The following is a 21,052-nucleotide window of genomic DNA, read 5'->3' as shown; positions in this document are numbered from 1 at the left end:
GGTAAGAGGTAAAAGAGGTAAGAGGTAAACTCTAACCATTTACCGTTAATCATTAACTGTTAGTTATATGTTTTAAGGTTTCTATCAAAATTAGAAAGAATACCTTTGATAAACATCTATTCCTTCTATTTTCCTTAAAGAAGGAGATTTACTATGAAATAGTTGAGAGGTTAGAATAATAAGGTCTTCCAAATCAAACCCCTGAATAGTACGTCCTAAAAGGAAAGATATGGTATATTCTTGCCAATTTTTACCTTGTTCTTTCGCTATATCGGATACTTTTTGCAATATATTCCACATTTCAGTTTCAGAGATATATTGGCACCAATAACACCATTTAGCCAAAGAAGCTGCTCTACACAAATCCCACGCATAAGCCGATTTTACTGCCTCTACTTGTGCTAATTCTATTCCCAAACCATTGGCTATTTGTTTCTGTATTTTGCTAAGCTCAGGTGAGGTTTGCGTTAGCAGATGTCGGAACTGTAATGAACGTTTCTGTGCTAATAAGTCACTTATAGTTTGTTTAGCAGATGCTGTATCTATTATTTCCCATTGTTGACGTAATCCTTTCTGATATGTTTCTAATATTTCAGTAGGTATTAGGTTTAGTAGATTTTCGCCACGGTAATACGTTAGTATCGCTCCAAAAGTGAGCAATCGTATCTGTTCCTCAGTTAAAGGATTTTGATTGATGTGTCCTATTTGTTTTTGCAAATGTTTTTTTGTGTAAGCTTTGTTTATATAAATCTGTAGCGCAAACAAAAAGACAGCTCCAATAATTATCCATATAATAACACTCATAAGAATAAATATTTAAAAAGATGTATTTACTATTTTGCGTATTTTTCACTTAAATCTTGGGCTACTTTTTCAAGAGTGGCTGTAATCTCATCGGTGAGTTTGCCAGCTTTGAGCTGATCTAAAATGTCACGATGAGATACATTGAGGAATTCTAAGTATTCTTTTTCGAATTCTTTAACTTTATTTACAGGTACTTGGCGCAATAAATTTTTAGAACCTGCATAAATAATCGCGATCTGATTTTCTACGGGGTAAGGGTCGTTTTGTGGTTGTTTTAAGATTTCCACATTGCGTTTTCCTTTTTCGATAACCCCCATAGTAGCTGCATCGAGGTCAGAACCAAATTTAGCAAAGGCTTCAAGTTCGCGGTACTGCGCTTGGTCTAACTTGAGCGTTCCTGCTACTTTTTTCATAGATTTAATCTGAGCTGATCCCCCAACACGTGATACGGAAATACCCACATTGATAGCAGGACGTACTCCAGAGTTGAACAAGTCAGATTCCAAGAATATTTGTCCGTCGGTAATAGAAATCACGTTAGTAGGGATATAAGCTGATACGTCGCCCGCTTGAGTTTCAATAATAGGTAAAGCAGTGAGTGAACCACCCCCTTTTACGAGTGGAGCGATGCTTTCGGGGAGGTCGTTCATTTGGCGTGCAATGGTATCATCGGCAATCACTTTGGCAGCGCGCTCTAACAGACGAGAGTGTAAGTAGAAGACGTCACCAGGGTAAGCTTCACGTCCGGGTGGACGGCGCAACAAGAGCGATACCTCACGGTAAGCCACCGCTTGTTTAGAAAGGTCGTCGTAGATGATAAGCGCAGGGCGACCTGTATCGCGGAAGTACTCGCCAATAGCAGCTCCTGCAAAAGGAGCATATACCTGCATAGGAGCAGGATCGGAAGCATTAGCCGCCACGATAGTAGTATAAGCTAAAGCACCAGCATCTTCTAAGGTTTTTGTAATACCTGCTACTGTTGAAGCTTTCTGACCAATAGCTACATAGATACAATATACAGGATTGCCTGCATCGTAGAACTCTTTTTGGTTCAATATTGTATCGATGCACACGGTAGTTTTACCTGTTTGACGGTCGCCAATTACTAACTCACGTTGCCCACGACCTATAGGAATCATCGCGTCGATTGCTTTGATACCCGTTTGTAAAGGTTCGTTTACAGGCTGACGGAAGATAACTCCAGGGGCTTTGCGTTCCAACGGCATTTCGTATAGTTTGCCCGTAATAGGGCCTTTACCATCAATAGGTTGCCCTAAGGTGTTTACGACACGACCTACGATACCTTCGCCTACGTTGATAGAAGCGATGAGCCCCGTGCGTTTTACAGTATCACCTTCTTTAATATCAGTTGACGGTCCTAAGAGGGTAATCCCTACGTTGTCTTCTTCAAGGTTGAGGACAATCCCTTGTAGTCCGTTGTCAAATTTTACTAATTCACCATATTGCGCATTTGATAGTCCGAAGATACGCGCAATACCGTCTCCCACTTGTAATACCGTTCCTACTTCTTCTAAAGAAGCATTGGCATCGAAGTGTGCTAATTGTTCTTTTAAAATTGCTGAAATTTCAGCGGCTTTTATTTCTGCCATTTTTTCAGGTTTTATTTCTTAGTTTTTAATGCTAATCAAGGGTTAAATTAACTTGTTGATTTAAAATACCCCCCCCTTATCACATACTCCGCTCTCGCGGACTTCCCTCAAGGGGGGAGATGCGATTCAAAAGCGACAATGCGCTGTATATCAATTATGTTTGTTATTCATAATCAAGAACTGCTGCACATTCAGCTGTGTCTCCATATTCATTTTTTTCGTATTTAGACATATATTCAATTTGCATTAGAACTTTTGAAACTCTATTGTGCTTATCTAACTCTCTGTTATATTTAATACTCTTAAAATCATATCCCCAAAGTTCCTTTGTAGTTTTATTCATAGTAAGGACATTGTTCTTATTCCATTTTCCTATTTTTCCATACAATAAGAGAGATTTAGAAAAAGTCAATTCTGAAAGAGGAGTTCCATAACCTACATCTCCATAGGTAATATAAGGTTTATCATCATAAGTATAGATTGTTTCATCTCTATCTGATTTTATTTTTACTATATTACCATTCTGCCAAAACACTTCTTTTTCTAATCTTTTTTCATATTTACCTTGTGTGTAATAAGGTATCTTTGAATATTTAGTTATTTTTGTTAAATAATCATTTTTATATTCAAAAGTAATAGAGTCGTGATATATATACAAAGGTTTTTTAGGATCATTATATTTTGTGCGATTTTCAGAAACAAAATACTGTACTTTACCATCTGATAATGAGTAAAGAGTCTTTATTCTAGATTCTTGTTCTACAGAATTAAAATTATACAAGTTATCAGTTTCAATTTGATTATCTCCTATATACTTGACAGTTGTTTTAAATAAGTAGGTTAATATTCCTACAATTTTATTGTTTTCATAAGTATAAGAAGAGGGGTCTCTACTAATCAAAGTTCTTCCCTTATAAGTGTCATATTTCTCATTTACTACATTCATAGTGATAGTTTTTTTTTCTTCTTCTTCTCCTACTACTGTTGTATTTTCTTTATCTTTAGTACAAGATATGAATATAAGTGTTGTTAGCAAAAATAGTATTTTTTTCATTTTATTCAATTTTTAAATAATTCCTTTGTTGAAAAACTTAAACTTGGAAACGTTATTGAGGTTACAGTATCACCTTCTATTATAGGAGGTTGTGCGAAATACTTTCCATTCTCTAAGCAATAGATATGTATAGCTTTGTAATCGGCGAAAGGATAGACTACCCAATATTCACGTACGCCACTTTCTTGGTATAATTCAAATTTTTGTTTAGTATCGTTTTCAGTATTTGTAGGTGAGAGTATTTCTACTACCAAATCGGGAGCACCTTTACAACCGCGTTCGTCTAATTTTGAGGTATCGCATATTACACATACATCGGGTTGTACGACTGTATTCTCACTAAGACGCACATCAAAAGGTGCATAATAGAGTTTGCAACCACATTCTTCATCAAATACTCCTAACATAGTACGTACCAATCGGCGTGAAATATCTTGATGAATCCGCTTAAGGGCAGGGCTCATCGCAAATATTTTTCCTTTGAACAATTGTATTTTTTCCTTTAGTTGCCATAGCAAATAATCGGCATAAGTGTACGTTCTGTTCAAGTCTAACTGGTCTATACTTGTTACCATAGTTTTAGCTTTTATCTACAAAAACAATTTTTCTTGAAACTCTTGTTGTAATCGGTTGAGTTTGTGAGCTACACTAGCATTGTATTGGACATCACCTACACGGAGGATAAAGCCCCCTATAATGTTTTTATCTACCTTGTTTTCAAGAGTAACATTTTCATTCTTAGTAAGTAATTTTACCTTTTGGAGCATTTCTCGTTGGGTAGAGTCATTCAGTGGGGTAGCTGTAGTAACTACTGCTACTTTGTGATTTTTATAGATGTTGTATTGTACTACAAATTTTTCAGCTACTATCCCGAGAATAGACAAGCGTCCGTTTTTAATTAGTAATTCAAATAAACGCAAGGTTTCGGGAGTTATTGTAGTAAAGATTTTGGAGAGCACATTCTTTTTTACCGTTGTTTTTACGATAGGGGAGATGAGCATACGTTCCAAATCTTTATGAGATTTTATAGTTTTATCTATCAAGGTCATATCAGCGAAAACCGCCTCTAAGACATTTTGCTGTAGGGCGTATTCCAAGAGAGCCTTGGCATATCTGTTTGCTACTCTGAATCCGTACATAACCTATTTAGTTTAGGGTAACACTTTTTAAATAATCGTTGATGAGGGCAGTTTGTTTTTTCTCGTCGGAGAGCTCGCTCATCATCACTTTTTGCGCCATTTCGATAGAAAGTGCTGCTACTTGGTCTTTTAGTTGTGCTAAAGCTACTTTCTTCTCACTTTCAATTGCCTGTTGTGCTTGTTGAATGAGTTTTACACCTTCACGATGGGCTTCTTCTTTGGCTTCACTTACAATTTTATCTTTGATATCTCTTGCTTCTTTTAAGATAACATCTCTTTCAGCGCGTGCTTCGGCTAAAAGACGCTCGTTGTCGGCTTTGAGGTTTGCCATTTGTTTTTGAGCTTCTTCAGCAGCTTCCAAAGCCTTATTGATAGAGTCTTCGCGTTGTTTTACGGCATTCATTATGGGCTTCCAAGCATATTTTGCTAAGAGGAAGAGCAAGATGAGAAAGATAATGGTATTCCAGAATAATAAACTTTCAGGATGTGATAAATTCATTGTATTTAATTATTAGGTGTTAGGTGTTGTCAGTAAAGAACCGTTGTGCAACCAACCGTTACACAACGGTTTTTTTAGTACTATTTGAGGAAAGCTACAACGATACCGAAGAGGGCTGCCCCTTCGATAAGAGCTGCTGCAATCAACATCATAGTTTGGATTTTAGAAGAGACTTCGGGTTGGCGTGCTACACCTTCTACGGCTGAAGCACCGATTTTACCAATACCGATTCCGGCTCCGATGGCTGCTAATCCAGCCCCAATTCCTGCTAAAGATAAAGTCATATTTATAAAAATTAATTAGTTACTTGTGTTAATTAGGTTGATTAGTGTGTTTCTTCTACAGCTTGCCCTATGAATAGTGCAGAAAGCAGTGTAAAAACATAAGCTTGCAATACGGCTACTAATAACTCTAACATTTGCATAAACACTGTAAAGGCAACTGATACAGGGGCTATCGCTACTGATTTGAATATGAATATCAGTGATATCAAACTTAGGGCGATGATGTGACCTGCTGTCATATTAGCAAACAAACGTATCATCAAGGCAAAAGGTTTAGTGAATACACTCAATATTTCGATAGGTATCATAATAGGTAATATCCACGAGGGTACCCCAGGTGGAGCAAAAATGTGTTGCCAATAGTGTTTGTTGCTACTAAATAAGGTAAGGATAAGTGTGAAAAGAGCTAACATACCCGTAAAGAGAATGTTGTTGGTTACAGTACCTGCAAAAGGGAAGAAAGGTATAAGTCCGAAGAGGTTTCCTACCCAAATGAGGAAAAAGACTGTAAGCAAATAGGGCATATATCTATTGTAATACTTTTCTCCTATATTAGGAATAGCTATTTCATCGCGCACAAAGATTATGATAGGTTCCAATAGACCTGCCAATCCTTTTGGAGCTTTAGGATTCTTTTTATATGAACGCGCTACCGCAATGAAAGTGAGCAATAATAGTATTGATATTAACATCAATGAAACGACATTCTTAGTAATAGAAAAGTTCAGAGGGCGTGCATTGGTTACATCACCTTGAGCGTTAAACGTAAGGGGCGTATCGGCATTGGCGTAGTAGATATCCTCTTTATAGCGAACAAACCGCTGTCCGTTTTTCTCAACTACAACAGTTCCTTTGTTGTCGTGATGAAAAGCGCTTGACAAAAAAGTTACCAATCCGTTATCAGTCCATAGGATTATAGGTAAGGGCAATGAATAAGCGTGCCCATTGTAATCAAATAAGTGGAAATCGTGAGAATCCCCGATGTGTTCATCGATTAACTCATTGATATTAAACTCCTCACTCCCTTCATTTTCGGTAGCAAAACCTTTTAGAGGTATCAGTGAGATTACAAATAAAGTGATATATAGAATGCAATTCTTTATTTTCATTACTTGTTTGTTTTTATTCGCGCAAATGTAGGATTTTTTATTTAAGTAGCGAAATTTTTTGGTATATTTTTTTAATTAGAAATATTTAAATAATTGATATTTAAGTCTTAACATTTCTAATAAGTAATTTTCAATTCTCTGATTTTTACAGAATGCTATACACTTTGTAATTTTTTAGTTTATCGCGTCCTTTGAGAAAATGCAGTTCCATTAGGAAATCAAGCTGCACGATATCCCCTCCGAGACGTTCTATAAGTTTTACTACAGCTTCGGCAGTACCTCCTGTAGCGAGGATATCGTCGTGAATTAGTACTTTTTCATCTTTTGCAATGGCATCTTCGTGGATTTCGAGCACATCTTGCCCGTATTCCAAATTGTAAGTCTGTGAAAGAGTTTTATAGGGTAATTTTCCTTTTTTGCGTACGGGTACAAAACCCGCTCCTAAGCGTTGAGCAAGGAGCATACCAAAGAAAAATCCACGGCTTTCCATTCCGACCACTTTGTCGATTTTCTGACCGTGTAGGTTTTCTACCAATAGGTCTATTACGTATTCTACCCCTTTTACGTCCATTAGTAGAGGGGTAATGTCTTTAAATATAATACCTTCCTTAGGGAAGTCTTTAATGTCGCGTATTTTACTTTGAATGTATTCTTTTTTGTCCATTTTAGTTATTAGTGTTTAGATGTTAGAGGGTTAAAGACTTCTGCAAGCATACAACGAGCACTACCACCCCCACAAGTTTCAATGGTTTCTAAATTGCTGTGAATAATAGCGGTATGCTTTTCTATAGTTTTTCGTTGTTCGGGAGTTAGACTGTTATAGGCAGCATCACTCATTACTAAGTAAGTGCTTTCTTTTCCTTGTACTTGTAGCATATTGCCAGCGTATTGTTCCATTTGTTTAGGGGTAATGTTAATTACTTCTTTTTTGTCTTCTTTGAGATGATGCAAGAAATTTTTGCGCTCGCTTTTATCAGTGATGGTGTCTAAGCACACTACTGCGAAATCTACACCTAATGCCATCATTACATTAGTGTGATAAATAGGTAATTGTTCATTACCTACCTGCTGATAGGCTTTGAAAATCACTGGAGTATATTCAAAATCTTCGCAGAACTCAATAAAAAGCTCTTCATCGGCACGAGGAGAGAGTGCACAATAGGCTTTGCGGTTTACCCTATCAAGCACCATAGCGCCCGTACCTTCCAAGAAGATATTTTCTTTTTCGGCATCGGTATAGTCGTATACGTTTTCAATATCAAAACCTTCAGCTTCTACTTTGTCTAAAATATCCTCACGGCGTTCGCGTCGGCGGTTTTCGGCAAACATAGGGTAGATAGCCACATCGCCGTTTTGGTGGAAGGTAATCCAATTGTTCGGGAATACTGAATCTGGAGTGTTTTGTTCATAAACATCGTTTACAACAATCACTTTTACTCCAACAGCACGTAGTTTATCCACAAGAGCGTCGAACTCTTGCTGAGCTTTGAGGTTTATTTCGTCGTTCTTCAAATCCATTTCCTCTTGGAAATAGTTGTTTACAACGGTTTGTTCATTCATACGGAAGCGCACAGGGCGTACCATTAACACAGTATTGGTAATTTGCTTTTTCATCAGTAAACAGTGGTTAGCAATCAAAGGCACAAAAGTACAACAAAAATAACAATTAGCAATTAACAACTAATAAATTCTTTTTTAAAGGGATGACAAATCTATACAAAAAGGACTTTCATTACTTCTCGATCTTTTCTAATTCAATGTTATTTTCTTTCATTTAGTAAATTTGTGTTTAAAAAAAGTTATTGAGCTTGTCAATTTTTTTCTATAAATGATTTTGTGTTTGAAAAAACTAAAATTCAGGAACTTTTTGGGGCAAAGATACAATAAATAAATTGGATTACTATATTATTTGATATAGAAAAGTAGAGTTAAAAACTATTGCCAAAATTACTTATTCATCACTAAACATTTTCCAAAAACTTAGCCTTTGTGTCAAAACTCTAATACTCTGCACTGTAATTAACGATTGTTAAAAATGTTAATTATTAATTGCAAATTGTCAATAGTTTTTTATCTTTGCCCCGATTTATATTCTCCTATAATGTATCTCCCATTATGAAATATACTTATACACTATTCATACTACTCTTTTTCAGTGTTTTAACAACTCAAGCTCAAGTAACTCCCACTACTACCGAAGGTACTCAAACCGAGACGACAGTGCGCAATGGCATTGGGCGTGTGGGCTTAGAGCAACCTAAGAGTATTGTGCAGCAGTACACATATAACCCTACTCTTGATCGCTATGTGTATACTGAAAAAATCGGTAAGTATGACCTTAGAACACCTATGTTCCTCACTGTAAAGGAATACGAAAACTTGGTACTGCGTGAGCGTATGAAAGCGTATTACGATGAGAAACTCGCAACTTTGGGTGATACGACAACAGGTACTACCGATAAGAAAAAAGCACAACGCAACTTATTGCCTGAGTTGTACATAAATTCTGATTTTTTTGAGAGTATCTTTGGGGGGCGCAATATAGAGCTCACACCTCAAGGGAGTGTAGGGGTAGACTTAGGAGTTCGTTATACACGTAATGATAACCCTATAGTGAGTCCGCGTTACCGAAGCTCGTGGGGATTGGATTTTGAACAACGCATCAGTTTAGGACTTACTGGTAAAATAGGAACAAGGTTGAAACTCAATGCGCAGTACGACACTCAAGCTTCTTTTGATTTTCAAAATGTCTTCAAATTAGAGTACGCTCCCGATGAAGATGATATCGTACAGAAAGTAGAGTTAGGAAATATCTCAATGCCAATGTCTAACTCACTGATTACGGGCTCCCAAAGTCTGTTTGGGGTGAAAACTGAACTAAAGTTTGGGCGTACCACTATCACAGGAGTATTTTCTGAACAGAAGTCTGAACGCAAAACGGTAAGTGCACAAGGTGGTGGTACCATTACCGAATTTGAATTTTCAGCTTTAGACTACGACGAAAATCGCAACTTCTTCCTAGCACAATTCTTTCGCGATAATTATGACCGCGCTTTAGAGAACTATCCTTTCATTAATAGTAAAGTACAAATCACCCGATTGGAAGTATGGGTTACCAACCGCAATAGCCGTATGGGTAATATTCGTAATATTTTGGCATTGCAGGACTTAGGAGAACCTAAACAAGTGAATACCCGTTTGGGAGATAAAGCAGGTGCAGCTTTCTTCAATGCCACGACTAACAATATGCCTGCCAATGGTGCTAATAAGTACGACCCTACAAAGTTAGGTACCCCTAATTCAGTGCTTACTGAGGCAATTCGCGATGTAGCAACGGTACAACAAGGTTTTGGTACAAATGCTTCGTATGTAAGTCAGGGGTATGACTATGCTATCATTGAAAATGCGCGAAAACTCGAAGAAGGAGTTGATTATAAAGTAGATAATAAACTTGGTTATATTTCACTTGTTACAGCTTTGAGCAGTGATGAAGTGCTCGCAGTAGCCTACCAATATACCTATGGTAGCCAAGTATACCAAGTAGGTGAATTTGCTAATGATGGTATTTCGGCAACTACTAACCAGATTTACGGTGGGGGAAACAATGCTATTACCAATAACCTTTTAGTACTGAAGATGCTCAAAAGCAACCGTTTGAACGTGAATGACCCTATTTGGGATTTGATGATGAAAAACGTTTATTCGGTAGGTACAGCGCGACTTTCAGCTGAAGATTTTCGTATGAATATCTTCTATTCTAATCCGTCGCCTATCAACTATATAGAAAAGGTGGATAATGTAGGTTGGCCTGCAAGCTTAGACGATCGTATTTTGCTCAATCTTTTTAATTTCGACCGCCTCAATAAATACAACGACCCACAACCAGGAGGTGATGGTTTCTTCGATTACCTACCTGGCATTACTATCGATGAACAGTACGGCAAAATCTTCTTTACTAAAGTAGAACCTTTTGGTAGTTTTCTCTACAACACTTTAGGAGGAGGAACAGATTACGGCAACCCTCTTTCTTATAACAACAATCAGAAAAAGTACGTATATACTTCACTGTATAAAAACACTAAGTCACAAGCCCAAATGGATGGCGATAAGAACAAGTTCGTAATGAAAGGTCGCTACAAAGCTTCCTCACGTCGGGGCATATCCTTAGGGGCTTTCAACGTCCCGCGGGGTTCGGTAACCGTAACGGCAGGTGGACGTATACTCGTGGAGGGTATCGACTATTTGGTGGATTACCAATCGGGTACAGTGGAAATTATCAACGCAAGTTTAGAAGCTTCTAATTTACCTATACAAGTATCCGTAGAAAACAACTTGATTTTTGGCGGACAGACCACGCGCTATATGGGTGTGAATGTGGAACATAAGTTCAGCGATAAGTTCATCGTAAATGGGGCTATTGTAAATTTACGTGAACGTCCTTATACTCAGAAAACTAGCTACGGACAAGAGAGTGTGAACAATACTATCTTTGGGGTAGGAGCTACCTATTCTACTGAGTTGCCCTTCCTTACTCGCTGGGTGAATCGTATTCCTACGATTAAAAGCGATGCTCCTTCTAACCTCTCACTGCGTGGTGAGTTTGCTTATTTGAGAGCAGGCACCCCGAAAGCCGATGATTTCAACGGTGAAACTACTGTATATTTAGATGATTTTGAGTCAGCTCAAGCTACTATTGATATACGTTCACCTCTGGCTTGGAAATTAGCGAGTCCACCTTTAGAGTTTGGACAAGGTAGTGGCACAGCTTCACGTACGCTTTACGGTAGCAACCCTACCGATGCTAATAACTTGCGCAATGGTTTTGGGCGTGCTAAATTGGCGTGGTATACCATCGACCCTGTATTCTATTCAGGTCAAAAACCTTCGGATATAAACAGTAATGAAATTTCTAAAAATAGTACTCGCCGTATTTTTATAGAAGAAATCTTCCCACAACAGCAATTAGCGCAAGGACAATCACTTGTACAAACTACTTTGGATTTGGCTTACTATCCTAATGTAAAAGGCCCTTATAACAACAGCCCTTCTTTCAATACCGAAAATAAATGGGGGGGGATTATGCGTGGTATGAGCTATTCTGATTTCCAAGAAAGCAATATAGAGTTCCTACAATTCTGGGTAATGGATCCTTACTATTCAGGTGAATACAGTGGTAATGGGGAGTTGGTGTTCAACTTAGGAAATATCTCTGAAGATGTACTCAAAGATGGTCGTAAGCAATATGAAAATGGCTTGCCAGGACTTTCGTCTACCGCTAGCACTAACCAAACTTCTTGGGGGAAAGTGCCTGCCGCTCAATCCTTAGTTTATGCTTTCGATGAGAATCCTTCTAACCGCGCTTTGCAAGATATAGGGCTCGACGGACTTACCGATACCGATGAAAGAAATATCTATACGAACAACCTCGCTACCTCGCCTAATGACCCTGCGATGGATAACTATGAGTATTTCTTGGCACGTAGCGGGGGTATCCTTAATCGTTACTACAACTATAATGGTACTCAAGGCAACTCACCCGTAAATAATACCGATAGCAATAGAGGTTCTACAACCATACCTGATCATGAGGATATCAATGGCGATTATACGATGAATACCGCCAATAACTACCTTGAATATCGCGTACGTATGCACCCTAATATCACTACTTCCGACCCTTATGTGAATGATATTCGTACAGTTTCAATAGAAGCCCCCAATGGACAACAGGTGTCTGCCCGCTGGATACAGTACAAAATACCAATTGCCAGTGGTGCACTATGGCGTGAAGGCTATAGCTTCCCTGTAGGAACGGTTTCTAAAACTGAGCAAATTAACATCATCAATTCGATGACACATATGCGTATGTATCTCACTGGTTTCCAAAACGAGATGCTCTTACGCTTCGGTACACTCGACCTTATTCGTGGTGATTGGCGCTACTACAATTATCCACTCAATGAAAGTTTGGGGGTTACTTCAGCTACTACCGTCGAAATCAACTCCGTTAACCTCATCGAGAACGAAAATCGCCAGCCTATTCCTTATCGTATGCCACCGGGGGTGCACCGCGAACGTATCAATACCAATAATACTTTGGTAGAACAAAACGAACAAGCCTTGTCGTACATTGTGCGCGACCTTAGAGATCAGGATAGCCGTGCAGTGTATAAAGCCTTGCGTTTTGACTTGCGACAATACAAATATATCAAGATGTTTGTACACGCCGAAGCCTATAAGAACAATGCTTTAACCGATAATCAGGCAGTGGCTTTTATACGAATAGGTACAGATTTCAATAACAACTACTATCAAATAGAAGTTCCCTTGCAGGTAACTCCTGCAGGAGCAAGTGCCGATTACCTAATATGGCCTAAAGAAAACGAACTGAATATCCCAATGGAAGTGCTCACTAAGCTCAAAGCTATCAAGCTTAGAAGTGTAGGAGGACTGAGTGATGAAACGTATTACGATCACAATTTTAATGTAATTACTAGTCCTTACACTACTCCTCATATCGCGGGGCAAAACCGCTATGTCATCAAAGGAAATCCATCCTTAGGTACCGTGCGTGCGGTGATGTTGGGAATTAAAAATGCATCGGGGCACGACCTCAGTGGTGAGTTTTGGTTCAACGAACTCCGTGTTGCCGAATTAGAAAATCGCGGTGGCTGGGCTGCCGTTGGTTCATTGGATGCTAATGCTTCTGAATTACTGAATATTTCGGCTACAGGACGTATGCACACTGTCGGCTTTGGGGCTGTAGATCAAGCACCTAACCAACGTGCGCTCGAAAGTACCCGTGAGTACGACGTGATGATGAATATCAATGCAGGGAAACTCTTGCCTCCTAAGTGGAATATGCAAATACCCGTAGGTTTGAATCACTCTCAAAAGCTCTCAACACCAGAGTATGATCCTGTATATCAAGATATCAGATTGCAAGACCGCTTGGATGTTGCCCAAAATGAAAATGAACGTGAAATTATCAAGCGACAAGCCGAAGATTATACCTTGCGACGCGGTATCAACCTTATCGGGGTGAAGAAAAACTTAGCTGAAGGACAAAAGAACCATATCTACAACATCGAAAACTTTACTTTCAACTACGCTTATAACGAGAAAAACCACCGCGATTACGAACTTAGTTATGAAGATGAGCAACAAGTACGGGCAGGCTTTATGTACAACTATACGTTTAAACCTACAACGGTAGAGCCTTTCAAAAAGAGTAGCAAATTTGCAGGCAAACGTTATTGGCAGTGGTTGGCTGATATGAATCTGAACATTTTGCCAACAAGCATTATGTTCACTGCAGATGTTAATCGTTCGTTTACTAAGCAGTTGTTCCGCGATGTGCATTTCGATGGTGTAAATGCAAGTCAGCAACGCGCTTTGCCAGAATTGCAACAACGCAATTACTTGATGAATCACCAATATGCTATCAACTATAATCTCACCAAATCATTGCGACTCAATTTCAATGCAACTAACAATAGTATCATTCGCAATTACTATAGGTATGATGCCAATGGTGATATATCAGGAGTAGATAGAGAGGTATCGTTGTGGAATAACTTCTGGGATTTAGGAACTCCTGATCACTTCTTCTCTAAATTCCAAGTGAATTACGAATTGCCATTTGCAAAGTTCCCTTACTTTGAGTTCTTACGTGCCAACTATACATATTCAGGTGATTTTGATTACCAACGTGGGTCTCAAACCCTCTTGCAATTGGCACGCCAAGACGTGAATACCTTGCAAAATGGTAACACTCATAACTTTACCGCAAACCTTACTTTCGATCAGCTCTATCGCTACTTAGGCGTGAAAGCTACCCCAAGAGGTGAGAAAGCAAGTGTTGGAAAAACGCTTTTAACGATGATTAAAACTGCTGGTGTGAACTATTCAGTTACTAATGCTCGCACCATCCCTGGCTACACCCAGCAAGTAGGATTCTTGGGTACGTTCAAACCTTCGGTAGGCTTTATGTTTGGTGACCAAACCGATTTGCGCTACGAAATGGCTAAGCGCGGTCAGCTTACTGAATTTGCTGATTTCAACGACCAATATATCAAATCACAAGAAAAACAACTCTTGCTCACCGCTAATTTGCAACCAATCCCTGATTTGCAAATCAACTTAAAGGCTAATAGGCAATTTACAGAAAACTATACCGAAACCTTTGAGGTGCGCAATTTTGTATACAACAAATTAGTAGGCAATCAGGTAGGTAGCTTTAATATTTCTACCAACCTCATCGCAACTGCTTTCAACAAAATAGACGAGTACAACTCGGCTGCCTTTGAACGCTTTAAAGATAACCGGCTCACCGTCGCACGCCGTTTAGCTGAGGCTCGCGGCTTGAATCCTTCATCAGTAGATGCCGAGGGTTATCCTATAGGATACAGCAAAAAAAGTCAGGCGGTAATGATACCAGCGTTCTTTGCAGCGTATTCTGGCGGTAGTGCCAGTGGTGTATCGCTTGATGCGTTCAAAAATATTCCTATCCCTGAGTGGAATATACGTTATACAGGCTTGATGCGCATCGATTTTATCAAGAATACTTTCCGCCGTTTCTCATTAGCCCACGGCTATCGTGCGAGCTATTCACTTAGTGAGTTCCGTACCAACTTGGAGTATGAACCTGCTAATCCTAATAAAACGAATGTAGCAGGCGACTTCCTCAATGAAAAATTGTATTCTACGGTTACCCTTGCCGAGCAGTTCAATCCGCTTATTCGCGCCGATATGGAACTTAAAAATTCTATGAGTCTCTTGGCAGAGTTCAACCGTGATCGCACCATTTCTATCAGTTTAGACAATGATTATCTCACTGAAATCCTCAAGCGCGAATATAAATTTGGCTTAGGTTATCGCTTTAAAAATTTGAGCTTTGTAACCCGTGTGAATGGTAATCTCACTACACTGAAGAGTGATTTAGTACTCAAAGGTACGCTTTCTTACCTCAATGAGTTCACCGTAATACGCAATATGGAAATATTTAACAACCAAGTAACTGCTGGGCAAACCTCGTGGTTGGGTAATCTTACCGCCGAGTATGCCCTCAGTCGTAACCTCTTAGCATCGTACTATTTCCAATACAATTTCTCTAAATCGGCTATTTCTACAGCTTTTCCAATGACCACAATCCGTACAGGACTCTCAGTGAAATACACCTTTCAATAACCCCTGAAACCTGACCCCTGAATAATGGATACTTACAAAACTATAGCAATCCCTATAGAAGAAGTAATCTTTAAGGAAAAGAGTAGCAAGTTTATCGGCTATGCTTTTCCTGTTACTTCCGAAGAGGAGATAAAGGTACATCTTGAAGAAGTGAAAAAAGCTCATTTTTCGGCACGACATTGGTGTTATGCGTGGCAATTGGGTTATGGAACTGCCCAACGTTATCGTGCCAACGACGACGGTGAGCCTAATAATACGGCAGGTATTCCTATTTACGGACAAATTCAGTCCTTTGAACTCACTAATATATTGGTAATTGTCGTGCGCTATTTTGGAGGAATCAAGTTAGGTGTAGGCGGATTAGTACAAGCCTATAAAACTACCGCCCAACTTACCCTGCAAGTGGCTGAAATTGAAGAAAAACTCATCACTGAAGAGTTGCGTATCCGTTTTGATTATCCATTGATGAACAAAGTAATGAGGGTAGTGAAGGAGCAAAACCTCACCATCACCCAACAAAACCTCACTGAGAATTGTGAGTTACAGCTTGCTATTCGGCAAAGTGATTATCAAAGAATGCAAGAGCTTTTTGAGAATATCTATGGAGTATTAATAGTTAAAGATTAACGTTTTTGTTACCCCATAACCTGTTACTTATTATCTATTACCTGAAAAATGAATATAGCACTTTGTAGTTTTGGAATGAGCGGACGTGTATTCCACGCCCCTTTTATCGCTCAACATCCTCATCTTAACCTCTATGCGGTGGTAGAACGCCATCGCTCGGAATCTCGTGAATTATATCCCAAAAGCAAATTGTATCGTTCAGTAGCTGAAATGCTACAAGACCCTGCCATAGAAGTAGTAGTGGTCAATACTCCCGTGCAAACTCATTATGAGTACGCCAAAGAAGCTCTTTTAGCAGGAAAACACGTATTAGTTGAAAAACCTTTTACGGTAACTGCTGAAGAAGCTCGTGCTCTCAATACTTTAGCCAAAGAAAAAGGGAAGCTACTCACCGTTTATCAAAATCGTCGTTATGATGGTGATTATCTGAAAGTAAAGGAAATAGTAAAAAGTGGTGTATTGGGCGAACTTAAAGAAGTAGAAATACGTTTTGATCGTTTCCGCGATAGTATCAGTGCCAAAGCCCATAAAGAAACTGCTAAAAGTGGGGGAGGAGCACTTTATGATTTGGGGGCACACCTTATAGACCAAGCCTTACAACTCTTTGGGAAACCCATAAAAATATACGCCGATTTGGGTTACCTCCGCAAAGGTACTCAAACCGACGATTATTTTGAAGTGATATGCTTCTATGACAATCAGTTGCGCGTACGACTCAAATCTTCTACTTTTGCCTTAGAACGCCAATGGGAATACGTGTTACACGGCACTAAAGGCAGTTTTTTGCAACAGCGTTTTGACGGACAAGAAACTGCTTTAGTGGCAGGAACTATTCCTGCTCCTACACCTTGGTTACCAAATATTCAAGAGCCTAATGGCATTTTGCATACGCTTGAAAGTCGCACACTCACCACAGCTCAACACGGTAATTATTGGCAGTTTTACGAAGATTTCTATCAAGCTCTCATAGGAAAAAAAGAAAACCCCGTACCTGCAAGTGAGGCTTTAGAAGTAATTAATATCATTGATGAATTGGCAAATCGCCAAATTAGCTAATTTATAACCTTCCTTGTAGAAATTTCTTAACCTTTTTAGGATCGTATCCTTTACCATCTTCTAAATCTTCACTTTTTTGAGTGAAGAGCACTTCGCCTTTAGAACTCAGGATAAGGAATGCAGGATAACCGTATTGTACTCCAGGATTACCATACTTTTTAAAAGCCTTTTCATTCTCGTTTTCAGGTGAAAAATTTAAGTGGTAATAGATATATTTCTTGTTGAGAATTTTCTTCAATTCAGGATTGGTAGTTACTAAGTGATTGAATCGCAAGCACCACACACACCAGTTACCACCAATTTGTACGAGTACTTTCTTGTTTTCTTTTTTAGCCTGTTGCAATAGCTGGTTGATACGCATATACCCATCTTCTTCAGGATGATAAGGTTGCTCATAGCCCGTGCGTTCTTTTTGTATTTCTTCACTACTTTGTGCACTTAAAGTAATCCCAGCCCAGCATAGTAATGCTATAAAAATGATTTTCTTCATAAAGTAATATTTTTTTGATGAAGCAAAAGTACAAAATTCATACCATTGAGAAACGACAAACTACCTTTTTTTGTAAATATCATCATTCCCTACAGCCTTATTATAATCTTGCACTTTACGCCCTACATAGGCTTTTACTCTTCGGAAGATCAGAGGCTATCGTATCTAGCACTGTTAATATAACATAAAAAAACAACTTTTCTAATTTTTATTTTTATACAATATATGTGTAAGTTAGGTAAAAAATATTCGTTACATAAGTGTTAAAATGATGTTAAAGTCTTGATAAAGCATTGGAATGTAAAAATAATACTGTATTTTTGCGCGTGAAACCCTAAGTGTATCAATTTCTACACATATTTTCATTCTCAGTAATTAGCATTTTTAAGAAATACATTCATATCAATATGAAAAAGTTTATACTATTACAATGTTTCTTTTTAGCAACAATTGTTACAACGGTTGCTCAAGATATACCATTTACACCTCTTTTTCAACAAACGGTGAAAGGGGATATGATTATAGTGGGTAATGCTATACTCAATAAAGGAGATTCGCGCCCTGCCAATGCCCCATATAATGGAGATCACGACAACTCTCGTATCAATATGGAATATACCGATGTTGATAATGATTTAAGTACTTTTAACTCCAGTTCAGCTGATGTAAAAGAGCCTGTGTCTACTTGTAACAAGCGAGTAATAAAAGCTTATTTGTATTGGGCAGCCGCCTATACACAAGAAAGGGTAGACAACCAGCGTAATCCTCGTTTGGAAAGATCAAAATTTGGTCAGGTAAAATTCAAAATAGGTAATGGAGCTTACCACAATCTTGTAGGTCATAAAGTCTATGATGGTAATCACATCGTGAGCTCTACAGGCTGGGATCAAAACAAAGGTCAGAGAGCGTATGTATATCGTGCTGATGTTACTAATTTACTTACAAATATAGGAGCTACTTACACTGTTGCCGATATGCAAGCCCCTTTCGGTACTGAAGATTCAGGAGCAGGATATGCCGCAGGTTGGAATTTAGTAATAGTGTACGAAGATTTGGCTCGTGAGAGCCGTAATATCACTTTATTTGACGGTTTTTCAGTAGTGAGAAGCGGTCGCTATCCAGATATTAGTATATCAGGATTTAAAACCGTACCTTCAGGTCCAGTAAAAGCTAGAATTGGTTTTGCAGCTTTAGAAGGAGAAATAGGAATTTATGGTGATAAACTTCGCATCAATGGAACTGAAATATCAGCTCCTGGTCGTAATCAAAACAACTTCTTCAATAGTAGTATCACCAATGAAACAGGAGCCAATCTCGATAGAAATCCTAAATCTACTAACCTGCTTGGTTTCGATGCAGGTATCTTCAATTTGCCTAATAATGGCAATAATCTTCTGCATAACAACGCTACTACAGCTACAATCAGCCCTTATACAGTACAAGATTCATACTATCCATTCTTCTTCGCTTTCAATGTGGAGGTAATCGCCCCTCATATTGTGATGGAAAAACGCGTATACGATGTAGCTAATAATGATGTTACCAATGCTACCAATATAGCCTTTGGCGCTTCTCTTCGCTATAAAATCCGCTTCAGAAATACTGGAAATGACGATGCTAAAAATTTAGTAATTACAGAGGTGCTTCCTAATAGTTTACAAAACAAAGTAACCAGTATCAATGTACCTTCAGGAGTTACATTTACATCATACAATACTAACACCCGTGAAATAAAATTTACAGTAGCTAATTATTTAGTCAAAAGAAATAGTACTTGGCAAGAAATATCCTTTGGTGTACAAGTAGCTAATAACTGTAATGATTGGCGTGACCCTTGTGCCAATCAAATAGCAAATAGTGTTTCGGCTACTTATAATGGAGTAGAAAATCCTACTTCCGATGGTTTTACAACTAAAAGTTTTCCCCAAGCGGGTTCTTGCGACTCAGGAACAGCAGCTCCAACCCTTTTCACTGTAAATACCAATTTTACCAATTGTGCCTATAAAGAAACCGTTACCCTCTGTCAAGCCAATGCTGTACTTACAGCTGCCGATGGCTTTGATAGCTATAAGTGGGAAAAAACAGCAGGAGGTAATATAGGTCAAAAAGGTACTAATCGCGTCCTTACCGTTTCCGAAGCTGGTACTTATAAAGTAACAAAAACCAAAGCTGGTTGTGCTACTATGTACGAAATCTACGAGGTAAAACCCAATCCTGCCGAAGCCGATCACCCTATCCATAAAATGATTCAAAACAAACAAGTCAATGGAGAACTATACGTCTGTCCAGATAATGGTCAGTATTATCCTCAGGTGTATTTGTGTGGTGCTAATGCTTCTGTAAATTTTAAAGTGAGCATTTCTAATGCTATAAACTTCGTATGGCAAAAAAAAGGTACTTGTAATGCAGCTGAAGCAACTCGCTTTAAAGAATGCCCTCCAAGCCTTGAATCCTATAATTGTACTTGGACAAATGTACATACTAACAACGGCACTACCACCCAATATACATTTAATCAAGAAGGTGACTATCGGTTGGTAGTAACTTATAGCAATGGAGGTGGTAATTGTGTAGTGTACTATTATTTCAAAATTACTAAAAATAACTTAGCTCCTAAAGCTGAGGTAAAGGATGTTATTTGTACTACCAAAGGACTTATCACTATCAAAGATGTACCAGCTACGGGCTATCAATATGCTTTACTACAAGGTACAAGTACCATTACAAATTATCAAAACTCCCCTAATTTTCCAATTAATAATCAGGGTACCTATAGAGTACTTATCAAACAAACAGTTACTAAAACTACTACAGTACCTTGCGTGTTCGAAATCGATAATATCTTTGTAAAAAAACGCGAACCCAAACTCAAAGTAACAGTAACTCCTATGGCGTGTGCCAATAGCAAAGGAGGTATGCGCATAGAACTTACCGATGCTCCCTATCCACCTTATGATATAGTAGTGAGTAACAACGGAAGTACAGTAACCAAAGTAACAGCTACCACAGCTAATCCTGTGAATGTAGTAGACTTCCAAAACTATTTCAATGATGGTAGATATCAGGTGAGTTTAGAGAATACTTATGGTTGTACAGTTACCCAAACAGTAGAAATTAAAAAAATACCTGAACTCAAAGCTACTGCTACGGTATTATCACCTATAATGTGTGGAACCGGAGTAATACGTGTA

At 38.5% G+C, this 21,052-nt stretch carries 14 protein-coding genes and 1 pseudogene; 4 read left to right on the top strand and 11 right to left on the bottom strand.

From position 1 onward, the window contains the following. Positions 1-90 precede the first annotated feature (90 nt). From HMPREF9073_RS07765 to ctlX, 10 genes are all read right to left on the bottom strand, one after another. On the bottom strand, positions 91-804 hold the full coding sequence (locus HMPREF9073_RS07765; RefSeq protein ID WP_009413292.1) for a DUF1266 domain-containing protein: 714 nt from the start codon (positions 802-804) through the stop codon (positions 91-93). 29 nt (positions 805-833) lie between these two features. Then, positions 834-2,414: a F0F1 ATP synthase subunit alpha gene (gene atpA / locus HMPREF9073_RS07760; RefSeq protein ID WP_009413291.1), complete on the bottom strand. Its 1,581-nt coding sequence runs from the start codon at positions 2,412-2,414 to the stop codon at positions 834-836. 163 nt (positions 2,415-2,577) lie between these two features. After that, on the bottom strand, positions 2,578-3,468 hold the full coding sequence (locus HMPREF9073_RS07755) for a hypothetical protein (RefSeq protein WP_009413290.1): 891 nt from the start codon (positions 3,466-3,468) through the stop codon (positions 2,578-2,580). A 5-nt stretch (positions 3,469-3,473) separates the two neighbouring features. Then, the gene (locus HMPREF9073_RS07750; RefSeq protein WP_009413289.1) at positions 3,474-4,043 is read right to left on the bottom strand and encodes a Uma2 family endonuclease; all 570 of its coding nucleotides are present in this window, start codon (positions 4,041-4,043) and stop codon (positions 3,474-3,476) included. Between the two features lie 15 nt (positions 4,044-4,058). Then, positions 4,059-4,607, bottom strand: coding sequence for an ATP synthase F1 subunit delta (gene atpH, locus HMPREF9073_RS07745; RefSeq protein ID WP_009413288.1), 549 nt, complete (start codon positions 4,605-4,607; stop codon positions 4,059-4,061). 7 nt (positions 4,608-4,614) lie between these two features. After that, positions 4,615-5,106, bottom strand: coding sequence for a F0F1 ATP synthase subunit B (locus HMPREF9073_RS07740; RefSeq protein ID WP_009413287.1), 492 nt, complete (start codon positions 5,104-5,106; stop codon positions 4,615-4,617). 80 nt (positions 5,107-5,186) lie between these two features. Next, positions 5,187-5,390: an ATP synthase F0 subunit C gene (atpE, locus tag HMPREF9073_RS07735; protein WP_009413286.1), complete on the bottom strand. Its 204-nt coding sequence runs from the start codon at positions 5,388-5,390 to the stop codon at positions 5,187-5,189. 41 nt (positions 5,391-5,431) lie between these two features. Further along, entirely contained in the window at positions 5,432-6,499 is a 1,068-nt protein-coding gene (gene atpB / locus HMPREF9073_RS07730; RefSeq protein WP_009413285.1) for a F0F1 ATP synthase subunit A, read from the bottom strand. 145 nt (positions 6,500-6,644) lie between these two features. Beyond that, positions 6,645-7,163, bottom strand: coding sequence for an adenine phosphoribosyltransferase (locus tag HMPREF9073_RS07725; RefSeq protein WP_009413284.1), 519 nt, complete (start codon positions 7,161-7,163; stop codon positions 6,645-6,647). A gap of 8 nt (positions 7,164-7,171) precedes the next feature. Then, on the bottom strand, positions 7,172-8,113 hold the full coding sequence (gene ctlX, locus HMPREF9073_RS07720) for a citrulline utilization hydrolase CtlX (RefSeq protein ID WP_009413283.1): 942 nt from the start codon (positions 8,111-8,113) through the stop codon (positions 7,172-7,174). Between the two features lie 501 nt (positions 8,114-8,614). Here ctlX and sprA point away from each other — a divergent pair. The 3 genes from sprA to HMPREF9073_RS07705 are packed head-to-tail and all read left to right on the top strand — an operon-like array spanning position 8,615 to position 17,371. Further along, on the top strand, positions 8,615-15,688 hold the full coding sequence (gene sprA / locus HMPREF9073_RS07715) for a cell surface protein SprA (RefSeq protein ID WP_009413282.1): 7,074 nt from the start codon (positions 8,615-8,617) through the stop codon (positions 15,686-15,688). Between the two features lie 24 nt (positions 15,689-15,712). Next, a complete protein-coding gene (locus HMPREF9073_RS07710) occupies positions 15,713-16,315 on the top strand; it encodes a YigZ family protein (protein ID WP_009413281.1) in 603 nt (200 codons plus the stop codon). A gap of 48 nt (positions 16,316-16,363) precedes the next feature. Continuing rightward, positions 16,364-17,371 (top strand): Gfo/Idh/MocA family oxidoreductase, encoded by a 1,008-nt coding sequence (locus HMPREF9073_RS07705; RefSeq protein ID WP_009413280.1) that lies wholly within the window; start codon positions 16,364-16,366, stop codon positions 17,369-17,371. A gap of 1 nt (position 17,372) precedes the next feature. On the opposite strand, the gene HMPREF9073_RS07700 is transcribed toward HMPREF9073_RS07705, so the two are convergent. Then, a complete protein-coding gene (locus HMPREF9073_RS07700) occupies positions 17,373-17,861 on the bottom strand; it encodes a thioredoxin family protein (RefSeq protein WP_009413279.1) in 489 nt (162 codons plus the stop codon). Positions 17,862-18,268: 407 nt separating this feature from the next. On the opposite strand from HMPREF9073_RS07700, the pseudogene HMPREF9073_RS07695 reads away from it, so the two are divergent. Continuing rightward, positions 18,269-21,052: pseudogene (locus HMPREF9073_RS07695) on the top strand (DUF11 domain-containing protein); the annotation flags it as partial.

This window comes from Capnocytophaga sp. oral taxon 326 str. F0382, from assembly GCF_000318295.1.
GTDB classification, from domain to species: Bacteria; Bacteroidota; Bacteroidia; order Flavobacteriales; family Flavobacteriaceae; genus Capnocytophaga; species Capnocytophaga periodontitidis.
Note: the sequence above shows the minus strand (reverse complement) of the source record. Positions and strands in the feature narration are given on the sequence as shown.